The following is a 12560-nucleotide window of genomic DNA, read 5'->3' on the forward strand; positions in this document are numbered from 1 at the left end:
CTCGGGCCGTCCGCGCTCGGGTCAGATCCGGATGGTCGTGGACCGCACGACGCGGAAGACCGGGTGACGATCCGCCTCGGCCACGAAGGCCTCCACCGGGGCTTCCGGCGGCGCCTCGAAGTACGGGCCGACGATCGCCGAACGCGGGTGCTCCAGGTACTCCTTGAGCGCCGTTCCGGCCTCCTCGGGGTCCACCTCCAGCACGCTCACCAGTTCGATCCAGCCGCCCTGGCGCAGGGTCGCGAACCCGTCCTTGCGGATGTTGTGCACCCAGTTCACCTCGCCGTACGGGGAGACCAGATACCGGCCGCGCTCGCTGTCCAGCACACTCACCGGGGTGGTGCGCAAGAATCCGGACTTGCGGCCCCGGGTGGTCAGCAGGTGCATCTCCTGCGGGCAGACCCCGTACTTGACGAAGTTGCTGACGACCGCGTCCGAGACGCGGCGCAGCTTGGTCGCCTCGAACCGCTTCGTCGGTTCGTTCACCATCTTGGGCAACTCCCTCACTCGGCTGCTCTCCATTGTGGTGGCTGGGAGCACCCGTTGGCACCCGGGATACCGGCGAGATCCGGCACACGTCGCTCACCTGCGACCCGTCGCCACACGGGCCTCCCGGGCCGTCTCGGTCGTTAGCGGAACGCGGAGATCCCCGTGACGGACTGGCCGATGCTCAGCGCGTGGATGTCCTCGGTGCCCTCATAGGTGGCCACCGTCTCCAGGTTCACCATGTGCCGCATCACCGGGTACTCCAACGTGATGCCGTTGGCGCCGTGCAGGCCGCGCGCGGTCGCCGCCACCCGCTGGGCCGCGGCCACGTTCGCGAACTTGCCGAAGCTGACGTGGTTGTGGTGGCATTCGCCCCGGTCCTTGAGACGACCGATGCGCAGGGCGGTCATGCCGGCGTGGTTGACGTCCACGACCATGTCGGCGAGCTTGCGCTGGGTGAGCTGGAAACCGGCGATGGGTCCGCCGAACTGCTCGCGGGTGAGCGAGTAGTCGCGGGCGGCCGCGTAGCAGGCGCGGGCGGCACCGGCCGCGCCCCACACGATGCCGTAGCGGGCCTCGTTGAGGCAGGAGAGGGGAGAGCCGAGCCCCTTGGACTCGGGCAGGATCGCGTCGGCGGGCAGACGCACGCCCTCCAAGACCAACTCCGCGGTGATGGAGGCGCGCAGCGACAGCTTCTTGTGGATGACGTTGGCGCTGAACCCGGGGGCGTCGGTGGGCACGACGAACCCGCGGACGCCCTCGTCGGTGGCGGCCCACACCACGGCGACGTCGGCCACCGAACCGTTGGTGATCCACATCTTGGTGCCGTCGAGCACCCAGTCGGAGCCGTCCCGGCGGGCGCGGGTGCGCATCGAACCCGGGTCGGAACCGGAGTCGGGTTCGGTCAGCCCGAAGCAACCGATGGCCTCGCCCGCGGCCATGCGCGGCAGCCACTCGTTCTTCTGATCCTCGGACCCGAACTTGTGGATCGCCGTCATGGCGAGGGAGCCCTGCACGGACACGAAGCTGCGCAGCCCGGAGTCCACGGCCTCCAACTCGCGGCAGGCCAGGCCGTAGGCTACGGCGCTGGAACCGCCGCAGCCGTAGCCTTCCAGGTGCATGCCGAGCACCCCGAGGTCGCCGAAGGCCTTGGCCAGGCCGCGCGGGTCGGGCAGGGTGCCGGCCTCGAACCAGTCGGCGACCTCGGGCAGCAGTTCCGCGGCGGAGAACTCCCGCACGGCGTCGCGGATGTCGCGTTCGGTGTCGGACAGTTCGGCGTCCACCGCCAGGAAGTCGAGCGGGTCGGGGGCGGCGGCCTTGCGGGAGTCGCTCATGGTGGGTGTCCCTTCGGGGTACGTGGTGTACGAAGTCCGTTGGTCAGTCGACGTCGGTCTGTTGGGCGGCGCCGCGCTCGAACAGTTCCTCGATCCGGTCGGGGGCCAATCCCAACTCGGTGAGGATCTCTCGCGAGTGCTGGCCGAGCAGTGGGGGAGCGGACATGGGGACGGGGGTGTCCGCCATCCGGAAGCCCGCCCGGACCTGTTCGAGGGGCCCGGCGGTGGGGTGTTCGACGGTGCGCAGGACGTCGTCCCCCGAGGCGTCGGCGGTACGCAGCGCGTCCAGGACACCGCGCACCCGACCCACCGGGACCCCGGCGGTGACCAGGACGTTCATCCAGTGGTCGGCGGGGCGGGAGGTCAGCGTCTCGGTGAGTTCGCCGACCAGCTCCTCGCGGTGCGCCACCCGTTCGGGGTTGGTGGCGTAGCGGGTGTCCTCGGCCAGGTCTGGGCGGTCGATGGCCGCGCACAACCGTCGGTACAGGGCGTCGTTGCCCGCGGCCACGACGATCTCCGCGTCGGCGGTGGGGAAGACCTGGTAGGGGACGATGGTGGTGTGCGCGTTGCCCACCCGGGCCGGTTCCGTCCCCGTGATCAGTGCCTGCTGGGTGAGATTGACCAGGCTCGACAGCGTGGAGTTGACCAGCGAGACGCTGACGTCCTCACCGCGGCCGGTGGCCTTGGCCCGCATGAGCGCGCCGAGGATGCCCACGGCGGCGTTGAGGCCGGTGAGCACGTCGGTCAGCGCCACACCGACCTTGCTGGCCGGTCCGTCGGCCGGGCCGGTGGTCGCCATCAGCCCGCTCTCGGCCTGCACGACGATGTCGAAGCCGGGGCGGCCCTCCGGTCGGTGTTCGGGCCCGAAGCCGCTCACCGAGCAGTAGACGACCGCCGGGTTGCGCTTGCCGATCTCCTCGTAGCCCAGCCCCAGCCGGTCGATCACTCCGGGTCGGAAGTTCTGGATCACCACGTCGGAGCCGGCGCACAGTTCCCGGACCGCGGCGAGCCCGTCGGGGTCCTTCAGGTCCACGGCGAGGCTGCGCTTGTTCCGGTTCACCGACAGGAAGTAGGCGGCCTCGCCGGGGGCGTGCGCCGCGCGGTGCTCTTCGGTGGGCTCGGCGTAGGGAGGTCCCCAGGAACGAGTGTCGTCGCCTCGCCCGGGTTGTTCGACCTTGATGACCTCGGCGCCCATGTCCGCCAACAACATGGTGGCGTAGGGGCCGGCCAGGACCCGGGACAGGTCGGTGATCCGCACACCGGCCAGGGGGAGTGGGGCACCCCCCGTCCCGGGTTCCTCTGTGGATTCGTGACTGGAAGGGTTCAAGGGTCACTCCTCGCCGTGGGGGGAACCGGGCAGTTGGTCGCCGTCACGCAGTTGGTAGTAGGTCTCCAGGCAGCGGCGCAGCGCGGTGGTGAGCGCGGCGCCCGATTGGCCCGCGTACCGCGTCTGCACCCGCTGGACGATCTCCGCGATGTCCTCGGTCACCGAGGCGCCCTCCACCAGGGCACGGAAGAAGTCCTTGGCCAGGTCGGTGAGCAGGGTGGTGTCCGCGGCGACGATCCGGTCGTCGGCGGTGTCCACGGCGAGCACGACACCGAGCCGCTGGTACTGGGAATGGCTCGCCACCGAATCGGGGAGACGGGCGTAGCCGGATATGAGGACAACCCGGGGGTTGCGGAAGAGCTGCTGAACGCGGTCGTCGCCGGGCAACGGACACACCTCTCGTCTGCGGGCACGCGAAAACTCCTACCGACTGGAGTCTCGCGTCTGAAGGGTTACCGGGGGAACCGGACACCCGCGACGTGAGGGCAGTTCGAGACCAGTATGTCGTCACCGTCGCGCCGACTGTCAAGCGGGGGCGTGTCCCAGAGCACACGAATCCCGTGGGTGCGTCGCGCACGAGCCATGTGTTACATTTCGGCACAGGTCACGAGTACCAGCGTCAAGCCCCGGCTAGCTGGTCGGCAACCCTCCTTCCGCGGTGGGGTGCCCCGGGTGAGGACCAGGTCCCGACACGACCGTGTCGGACAAGCGCGGACCCAGGAAGACGCGGCCGTCGAGCGGCGCACCCCGTGGGTCCCACGACCCACCGAAGAGGTGCCCCATGACCACCGTCATCCCGTTCGACTCCACCCGTCGCCCCCGCACCCGCCAGGCCGTTCGGGACGCGCGTGCGCGCCGGGCGTCGTACCCCGTCGGCGCCGCCCCGGACTGCTCGATCGTCACCCCGGACCGCGGGGTCCAGCTGGTCACCGGCGAGTACGTCGACTACGCCAACTTCGACTACGCGGCCAGCGCGCCCTGCCTGACCGCGGTCGCCGACGCCCTCTCCGCCGCCCTGCCCTACTACGCCAGCGTGCATCGGGGCGCGGGCCACCACTCCCGGATCAGTACCGAGGCCTACGAGGAAGCCCGTCGCGGCGTCGCCGGTTTCCTGGACGCCCGCCCCGACACCGACGCCGTGGTGTTCGTGCGCGGCACCACCGACGCGCTCAACCTGCTGGCCCGTTGCGTACCCGACGGTTGCACCGTGGTGGTGTTCGAGTCCGAGCACCACGCGAGCCTGTTGCCGTGGGAACACCCGGCCGCCCGCGCCGCGAAGGTGGTGCGCCTGCCGCTGCCCGCCACCCCCGACACCGCCGTCGAGGCCGCCCGCGCCGCCCTGCGCGAGGCCCCCGAGGGTCCGAAGCTGCTGTGCGTGACCGCGGCCTCCAACGTCACCGGTGAGATCTGGCCGGTCGAGGAGTTGGTCGAGGCCGCCCACGCCGAGGACGCCCGCGTGGTGGTCGACGCCGCCCAGTACGTGCCGCACCTGCCGTTCAGCCTCACCGAGACCGGCGCCGACTACGTGGCGCTTTCCGGACACAAGCTGTACGCGCCCTTCGGTTCGGGTGTGCTGGCGGGCCGCGCCGATTGGCTGGCAGAGGCCGCGCCCTACCTGTCCGGTGGTGGCGCGACGCGGAAGGTCACCGACCACGACGTGTTCTGGAACGACCTTCCGGCCCGGCACGAGGCGGGCAGCCCCAACGTCTTGGGCGCCGTGGCGTTGGCCGCGGCCTGCGCCACCTTCACCGAGGACACCCTGTACCTGCAGCACATCCGCGAGTCCGCCCTCCTGGAGCGCCTGCGCGCCGGGTTCTGCCAGATCGACGGCGTGCACGAGCTGACCCTGTGGGGGCCCGAACAGGCGCGGGTGGGCATCGTTTCGTTCGTGGTGGACGGGCTGCCCGCCGATCTGCTGGCCGCCGCCCTGTCCGCGGAGCACGGCATCGGGGTGCGCGACGGCCTGTTCTGCGCGCACCCGCTCACCGCCCACCTGCTGCCCGAGGGGCACACTCAGGCGGTTCGGGCCAGCCTGGGCGTGGGCACCACCGAGGAACACGTCGACCGGTTGGTCGGCGCCGTGGCGGATCTGGTCGCCCATGGGCCGCGTTGGGAGTACGTCGACCTCGACGGCCGGTTGGTCCCCGCCTCCGACCCGCGCGACGCGCTCTGAACGGAGCACGCCCGGAGCGGTCCCGTCGTCTATGATCAATGCGGAAAAACCGGTGGGAACGGGATGTTCTGCGCACGGTCGTCGAATTCCCGTTCCCTGCCGCGAACCCCCTGCGTATCGAGGTGGATGACCGCATGACCGACGATTCGACCGCCCCGGCCCCGGGGTCGAAGATCGACACCACCCGGACCCACTCGGCCCGGATCTGGAACTACTGGATGGGTGGAAAGGACCATTATCCGGTCGACCGTCTGGCGGGAGACGTGGTGGCCGAGTCCTTTCCGGAGATCCGGGACCTGGCCCGCACCAGTCGGGAGTTCCTCGTCCGCGCGGTGACCCACCTGACCCGGGACGAGGGCATCCGCCAGTACCTCGACATCGGTACCGGGATGCCCACCGCCAACAACACGCACGAGGTCGCCCAGTCGATCGCGCCGGAGACCCGGGTGGTCTACGTCGACAACGACCCCCTCGTGCTGACGCACGCCCGCGCCCTGCTGGTCGGCACCCCCGAGGGGGCCACCGACTACGTCGACGCCGACCTGCGCGACCCCGACGCGATCCTGGCCAAGGCCGCCGAGACGTTGGACTTCGACGAGCCGGTCGGGCTCATGCTGATGGGGATCCTGGGCCACGTCCCCGACGAGGAGGTCCAGCCGATCGTGCGCAGGCTGTTGGACGCCCTGCCCTCGGGTAGCTACCTGGTCAGTTACGACGGCGCCGACACGAGCGAGGACTACAACCAGGCCATCGAGGAGGGCAACAAGCACGGGGACGTGCCTTACCTGCTGCGCAGCCCCGAGGCCATCGCCGAGCGCTTCGAGGGCCTGGAGCTGCTGGAGCCCGGTGTGGTTCCCTGCCCGTTGTGGCGGCCCCCGATCGCGGGTGCCCGGCGCGGACTGGACCAGTACGGCGGGGTGGCTCGCAAGCCCTGACGGCCGGTCTCCGGCCGGTGCCCGAAGTCCCACCGCGGGCCGACCCGGAACCTCCGGGTCGGCCCGCGGTGTTCGTGGATGGGAGTTCGGGACCTTGGACTCACAAGAACTTGCGACGCAGGTCGTGACAAACGGCGCGATAGGGCCCATTTCACTTGGGTGTGTGCGGGGTATCACGTTCACAAGCGGTACTATCTGGCCCTGACGGCAGGGCACACCGTCGCGGACCCGATCGGTCCACCGACAACGGACGTCCTGCCTCCCACGAGCGAACCGGCTGGGGGAGCGTGAACGTGACGGACGTCCGAGGACCTGAGGCAGGCCCCCTCACGGCCGTGTTCCGACGGAGGACATCCTTTCGAAAGCCCGGGCGGGGACCACGCGTGGTCGACCTCGGCGACAGTAGCCGCGCCCATGTCCCCCACGACCCGGCCCTGGCCGAACACGTCCGTTTGCACCAGGCCTTCCTCGGTCGGGTCGTCGACTACCTGAGCGTCGACGCGGGCATCCGCCAGTTCGTCGATTGGGGCAGTCCCGTCCAGGGAACCGCCGAACGCGTGCACGGCGCCGACCCCGACGCCACCATCGTGCACATCGCCCCCGAGGGCGCCGCGGGGATCCTGGCCTCCCCGGACGACTCCGCCGTGCCGTCCGGCGACGGCGTGTGCTCCGAAACGCTCCTGCGCCGCCTTCACGCCGGTGGGCTCGTCGATCTCGACGAGCCCATCGCCGTATTGATGACCCGCACCTTCGGAGCCGACTCCCCGCCCACGGGCCTGGACACCCTGCACCGACTCATGCGCGGCGGCGGCTACCTGGCCCTCACCTCCACGGCGCCCCGAGCCGACGTCGAACGCGCCTTCGGCCCCTTCCTCCCCCTCGAACCCGGCGTGGCCGACCTCACCTGGTGGCCCTACCCCGACGAGGACGTCGCCGCCCAGGGCAGCGGAGTTCTGGCAGGATTGGGCCGCGCGTCGAGACGAGGAGGGGGAACGACCCGATGGCGGTGAACTGGAACGGCGAGATCCTCGCCCAGATGCAGTTCTACTGGGATTTCTCGTTGTGGCCACGCCTGGAGGGGCTCACCGACGAGGAGTTCTACTGGGAACCGGTGCCGGACTGCTGGACGGTACGTCGGCGCGAGGACGGCCGACACGCGCCCGATGGCGCCTACCCCGAACCCGTCCCACCACCGGTCACCACGATCGCCTGGCGGCTGGGCCACATCATCGTGGACGTGCTGGAGACCCGGATCAACTGGCACTTCGGCGACCGCACCGCGAGCCGTGACACCATCGACTGGCCCTCCACCGCCGCCGAGGCGCGCCAACGCCTGCGCACCGCCTACCTCACCTGGTCCGAACACGTGGGACGACTCGACGACGACGCCCTGGCCGTACCCGTGGGCGGGGCCGAGGCCGCCCAGTGGTCGGAGTTCCCGATGGTGGTGCTGGTCCTGCACCTGAACCGGGAGTTCATCCACCACGGAGCCGAGGTGGCCCTCCTCCGGGACCTGTACCGTGCCCGCTAAATGACGCGGAGGGGGTCCACGCGGACCTGGGCGAGGTGCTCGTCGCGGCGGGCGCTGCGGGCCACCGCCGCCGCCTTCAACGCACGCGCCAGCTCACCGATCCCGTTGCGCGGGACTCGCAGCAGCGCGCGCTCGGTCACGTGGGACCCGTCGTCGGCCGTCTCCGACCCGACCGGGACCGGACCCAACAGCTCGACACCCGTGGGCAGGGCGATCTGATCCAGCAGCTCGCGCACGTGCTCGGGGCCGCCGGTGATGGAGGCCATCGACACCGCGGGCGGGAAACCCAGCTCGCGACGGTCGGCCAGCTCGCGTTCGGCGAACCCGGCCGGGTCCCAACGCACCAGTGACTGCACCAACGGCAGCGAGGCCTCGGCGGACACCACCACGGTGCCGCCGGGGCGCACCAGCGCGGCGGCGTTCAGCCACCGACGCAGCGTCTCCTCCGAGGCCCGCAGGTCGGCCCGGTTGAGGAGCGCCCACCCGTCCAACAACACCGCCGCCGCGTAACCGCCGCCCTTGGCCACGGGTTCGGCCCCCGGGGTCGCCACCACCAGGGCCGGTTTGCTCGAAACCTCGGGCAACACGTCCTCACGTCCGGAGGTGCGCACGGCCAGCGCGGGGAAGGCCCTCCCCAGCTCCTCGGCGGTACGCCGGGCGCCCACCACCACCGCGCGCATTCGGGTCACCCCGCACTCGGGGCAGGCCCACTGGCCGGCCACCCGGCCGCACCAGCCGCATGAGGGCAGGGCGTGCGACCCACGGACCGCGAGCGGGCCGCGACAGCCGTCACAGCGAGCGGGTTCGCGACAGCCCGCGCACGCCAGGCTGTTGAGGTAGCCCCGGCGCGGCACCTGGAAGAGCACGGGCCCCACCCGGGCGGCCTCCCGGGCCGAACGCAGGGCCACGCTGGGCATGCGCGCCGAACGCGCCGCCTGGTCCCGGGCCAGTTCACGGTCGTCCCCGGCCGCTCGTACCAGGGGGGCGCGTCGACGCAGCGTCGCGCGGTCGGCGATCAACGGGTGCGCCCACCCCGATTCCAGCAACAGTTGGGCGTCGGTGGTGCGGGTGTGCCCGCCGATGAGCGCACCGGCGCCCGCCTTGTGGGCGCGCATCGCCAGTACCGTGCGCGAGTGCGGGTAGGGCGCGTGCGGGTCCACGTGCACGTCGTCGCCGTCGTCCCACAGCACCACCAGGCCCAGGTCGCGCACGGGGGCGAAGACCGCGGCGCGGGTTCCGACCACGACCCGGATCTCGCCGCGCAGGACCGTCAGCCAGCGTCGGTATCGTTCGGCCGGCCCCAGGTCGGCGGTGAGCGCCACGTGCCGTCCCTCGCCCAACCGGCGGGTGAGCGCCTTGTCCACCCGGGCCACGTCCCGACCATCCGGGAGCACGATCACGCCGCCGCGCTCGGCGGCCAGGACGGCTTCGGCGGCCACCGCGATCGCGTCGGTCCAGTCGGTGCCGGGCAGGGCGTTCCAGATGGCGCGCGCGGGGAGTCCCTCGCGCAGCGCACGCACGTACGCCGGACCCTCCGTGTAGGCGTCCCAGGGGCCGGGGTCGACCTCCAGTACGGCGGCCTCCACGGTCTCCTGCACGGCGGAGGCTTCGCCGGGCGGCGCCTCACCGGGCTCGTCCTCCTCGGCCCCTTCCAGGTCTTGTGCCCTCTCCCGCGCGCGCCGGTCGGCCTCCTTCTCCACCCGCGCGTGCCGGGGTGGCACCGCCAGTCGCAGCACGTCGCTCAGGGTGCCCGCGTACCGATCGGCGACGGCTCGGGACAGCGCGAGGACCTCCGGGGTGAGCACCGGCTCGGGGGAGACCACCGTCTCCAGGTAGGCCAAGCGTCCGGCGAACTCCGAGCTCTCCACCCGCTCCGCCAGGAAACCGGCGAGCAACCGACCGTTGAAGCGCACCTTCACCCGGCAGCCGGGCACGGCCGTCTCGTCCATGTCGGCCGGTACGCGGTAGTCGAAGTAGCGGTCCAGGTGCGGCAGCGGGGTGTCCACCACGACACGCGCGATCGGGAGTCGGTCGGCGGGCCTGCGCTTGGCGGGCGGACGGCTCTTGGCGGAGGCGGCCCTGGCCTTCGCCGTTTCCTTCGGCTCCCCCGCAGGCAGGTCGAAGAGGGCCGCTTCGGGCTGGTCGGGCTGCGCTGTCATCACCTTTGGTCTATCAGATGACCACGACGGTCCAGGGACCCGAGAAGCCCGACACAGGCGCGTTCTCGGTGGGGAGTGCGGTAGAACAGTGACGTGTGGTCGCAGTCGAGGGGGAATGGTCGAACATGAAGCTGGTCTTTGCCGGTACACCCGAGGTGGCGGTGCCCTCACTCCGGGCCCTGATCGACTCCGAACACGAGGTCGCGGCCGTCGTCACCCGGCCCGACGCCCGCTCCGGGCGCGGGCGCAAGGTGTCGGCCAGCCCGGTCGCCGAGCTCGCCGAGAGCGAGGGCATCGAGGTCCTCAAGCCCGCCAAGGCCGGTGACCCCGACTTCCTGGCCCGGCTGACCGAGATCGCCCCCGACTGCTGCCCGGTGGTCGCCTACGGCGCCCTGCTGCCCCAGTCCGCCCTGGACATCCCCGAGCACGGCTGGGTGAACCTGCACTTCTCCCTGCTGCCGGTCTGGCGCGGCGCGGCCCCCGTCCAGCACGCCGTCCTGCACGGCGACGACGTCACCGGCGCCTCCACGTTCCGCATCGTCAAGGAACTCGACGCCGGGCCGGTCTTCGGCACCGTCGCCGAGACCGTGCGTCCCACCGACACCAGCGGCGCACTCCTCGCCCGCCTGGCCGAGTCCGGGGCCGGTCTGCTGGCACGCACCATCGACGGCATCGCCTCCGGTGGCCTGGTCCCCGTCGAACAGCCCGCCGCCGACGTCTCCTACGCCGGCAAGCTCACCCCCCTGGACGCCGAACTCGACTTCACCTGGACGGCCCTGCGTCTGGACCGGGTCGCCCGCGCCTGCACCCCGGCCCCCGGCGCCTGGACCACCTTCCGCGGCACTCGTCTGAAGGTGGGGCCGGTCCGCCCCGTCACCGACGCCGACCGCCCCGACCTGGACCCCGGCCACCTGTTCGTGGACAAGAAGCGGGTTCTGGCGGGCACCAGCACCCACCCGGTCGAACTCGGTGAGGTCCAGCCCCAGGGCAAGAAGGCCATGTCCGCGGTGGACTGGGCGCGTGGGGTGCGTCCCACCGAAGACGACCGGATGGGCCGCTGACCTGTCGTAGTCTCAAGGCCGGTGGGCGCGGTCGCTCGCCGACAAACGTCCCCGGCTTGTTGAGGCAGAGCACACGTTGAGCGAGCAGTCCCGTTCCCAGAACCGTCGTCCGAGCCGGGGCGGTGGATCCCGCCAGGGCGGTCAGCGGTCCGGGCCGCCCCAGCCGCGCGACCCCGCGCGCAGGGTCGCCTACGACGTGCTGCGCGCGGTCGAGCAGCGCGACGCCTACGCGAACCTGTTGTTGCCGGCCCTGCTGAACGAGCGTGGCATCCACGGCCGCGACGCCGCGCTGGCCACCGAGCTCACCTACGGGACCCTGCGTCGTCAGGGCACCTACGACGCGATCCTGCAGACCTGTGTGGACCGCACCTTGGCCTCGGTGGACGTCGAGGTGCTTCCGCTGCTGCGGATGGGTTCCCACCAGTTGCTGTCCACCAACATCCCGCCGCACGCCGCGGTGGGGGAGTCGGTGGAGTTGGCCCGCAAGGTGGTGGGCCATCACCGCTCCCGTTTCGTCAACGCGATCCTGCGCAAGGTGAGCGCTCGCGACCTGGACGCCTGGCTCCCGATCGTGGCCCCCGAGCGCGACCGAGACCCGAGCGGATACCTGTCGGTGGTGCACAGCCACCCGCGCTGGGTGGTCAAGGAACTGGCCCGGGCCCTGGGGGAGCGGGCCAAGGACGCCGGTCTGCCCCGTACCGAGGAGCTGCTCCAGGCGCACAACGAACGTCCCAAGGTGACCCTGGTCGCCAAACCGGGCCGGTCCAAGGTCGCCGACCTGGAGGAGCACGGCGCCGAGCCGGGCCGCTACTCGCCCTTCGCCGCCTACCTGCCGGAGGGTGACCCGGGCGCGATCCTGGAGGTACGCCAGAATCGGGCCGCCGTCCAGGACGAGGCCAGCCAGCTGGTCGCGTTGGCCCTGACCCGGGTCGACGTCCACGGGGACGACGCCCGTTGGTTGGACGTGTGCGCCGGCCCCGGTGGCAAGGCGGGCCTGCTCGCCTCCCTGGCGGGGCAGCGCGACGCCCGCCTGGTCGCCTCCGAGATGCAGCCGACCCGGGCCGGGCTGGTGGCCGGCGCGGTGCGCCGGGCCCCGCGTGACGCCGGTCGCGCGATCGCCGCCGACGGCACTCGACCCGCCTGGCGGCCGGGTGTCTTCGACCGGGTCCTGGTGGACGTGCCGTGTACCGGTCTGGGGGCCCTTCGGCGCCGTCCCGAGTCGCGTTGGCGTCGGGGCCCGGAGAACGTGACCGAGTTGGCCCCGCTCCAGCGCGAGCTGCTCGTCAACGCCGTGTCGGCCGTGCGTCCGGGCGGGGTGGTGGCGTACGTGACGTGCTCCCCCCACCTGGACGAGACCGACACCATCGTCCAGGGCGTGCTCGCCGAGCGGGACGACCTGGAGCTGTTGCGAGCCCCCGACTATCTCGACGAGGTTCCCGGCCTGGCCGCCGGACCGGAGGGAAGGTACGCGCAGTTCTGGCCGCACGTCCACGGCACCGATGCCATGTTCCTGGCCCTGCTGCGCCGCAAGGTCGGATAGCGTCACCCGTCGTT

General features: G+C 71.7%; 11 protein-coding genes and 1 riboswitch. Of the genes, 6 read left to right on the forward strand and 5 right to left on the reverse strand.

Going from position 1 to position 12560, the window contains the following annotated elements; translation table 11 throughout:
* Positions 1-21 precede the first annotated feature (21 nt).
* The 4 genes from ACWGKS_RS01895 to ACWGKS_RS01910 form a co-directional block, all read right to left on the reverse strand.
* Positions 22-489, reverse strand: a complete 468-nt coding sequence (locus ACWGKS_RS01895) for a nitroreductase/quinone reductase family protein (protein WP_358507500.1) — start codon at positions 487-489, stop codon at positions 22-24.
* 140 nt (positions 490-629) lie between these two features.
* Positions 630-1820: an acyl-CoA dehydrogenase family protein gene (locus tag ACWGKS_RS01900; RefSeq protein WP_358507502.1), complete on the reverse strand. Its 1191-nt coding sequence runs from the start codon at positions 1818-1820 to the stop codon at positions 630-632.
* 43 nt (positions 1821-1863) lie between these two features.
* A complete protein-coding gene (locus tag ACWGKS_RS01905) occupies positions 1864-3147 on the reverse strand; it encodes a CaiB/BaiF CoA transferase family protein (protein ID WP_358507504.1) in 1284 nt (427 codons plus the stop codon).
* A 3-nt stretch (positions 3148-3150) separates the two neighbouring features.
* Positions 3151-3534, reverse strand: coding sequence for a DUF3870 domain-containing protein (locus tag ACWGKS_RS01910; protein ID WP_358507506.1), 384 nt, complete (start codon positions 3532-3534; stop codon positions 3151-3153).
* A 215-nt stretch (positions 3535-3749) separates the two neighbouring features.
* A riboswitch (SAM riboswitch) is annotated at positions 3750-3864 on the forward strand.
* A 64-nt stretch (positions 3865-3928) separates the two neighbouring features.
* Between ACWGKS_RS01910 and ACWGKS_RS01915 the strand changes: the two genes are divergently transcribed.
* The 4 genes from ACWGKS_RS01915 (at position 3929) to ACWGKS_RS01930 (ending at position 7786) form a co-directional block, all read left to right on the forward strand.
* Positions 3929-5320 (forward strand): aminotransferase class V-fold PLP-dependent enzyme, encoded by a 1392-nt coding sequence (locus tag ACWGKS_RS01915; protein ID WP_358507508.1) that lies wholly within the window; start codon positions 3929-3931, stop codon positions 5318-5320.
* Between the two features lie 134 nt (positions 5321-5454).
* Positions 5455-6255 carry an SAM-dependent methyltransferase gene (locus ACWGKS_RS01920; protein ID WP_358507510.1) on the forward strand — a complete coding sequence of 267 codons (801 nt, stop codon included), beginning with the start codon at positions 5455-5457 and terminating at the stop codon, positions 6253-6255.
* 293 nt (positions 6256-6548) lie between these two features.
* On the forward strand, positions 6549-7265 hold the full coding sequence (locus ACWGKS_RS01925; protein ID WP_358507512.1) for an SAM-dependent methyltransferase: 717 nt from the start codon (positions 6549-6551) through the stop codon (positions 7263-7265).
* Positions 7256-7786 (forward strand): DinB family protein, encoded by a 531-nt coding sequence (locus ACWGKS_RS01930; RefSeq protein ID WP_358507514.1) that lies wholly within the window; start codon positions 7256-7258, stop codon positions 7784-7786. Before ACWGKS_RS01925 ends, ACWGKS_RS01930 begins: the two co-directional genes overlap by 10 nt.
* Here ACWGKS_RS01930 and ACWGKS_RS01935 read toward each other — a convergent pair.
* Positions 7783-9945: a primosomal protein N' gene (locus ACWGKS_RS01935; RefSeq protein WP_358507516.1), complete on the reverse strand. Its 2163-nt coding sequence runs from the start codon at positions 9943-9945 to the stop codon at positions 7783-7785. The two genes, ACWGKS_RS01930 and ACWGKS_RS01935, sit on opposite strands and share 4 nt — an antisense overlap.
* A 125-nt stretch (positions 9946-10070) precedes the next feature.
* Here ACWGKS_RS01935 and fmt point away from each other — a divergent pair, with 125 nt between their 5' ends.
* Positions 10071-11006 carry a methionyl-tRNA formyltransferase gene (gene fmt, locus ACWGKS_RS01940; protein WP_358507518.1) on the forward strand — a complete coding sequence of 312 codons (936 nt, stop codon included), beginning with the start codon at positions 10071-10073 and terminating at the stop codon, positions 11004-11006.
* 76 nt (positions 11007-11082) lie between these two features.
* Positions 11083-12546 (forward strand): RsmB/NOP family class I SAM-dependent RNA methyltransferase, encoded by a 1464-nt coding sequence (locus tag ACWGKS_RS01945; RefSeq protein ID WP_358507520.1) that lies wholly within the window; start codon positions 11083-11085, stop codon positions 12544-12546.
* The last annotated feature ends 14 nt before the right edge of the window (positions 12547-12560 follow it).

The organism is Nocardiopsis sp. NPDC055879 (genome assembly GCF_053615935.1).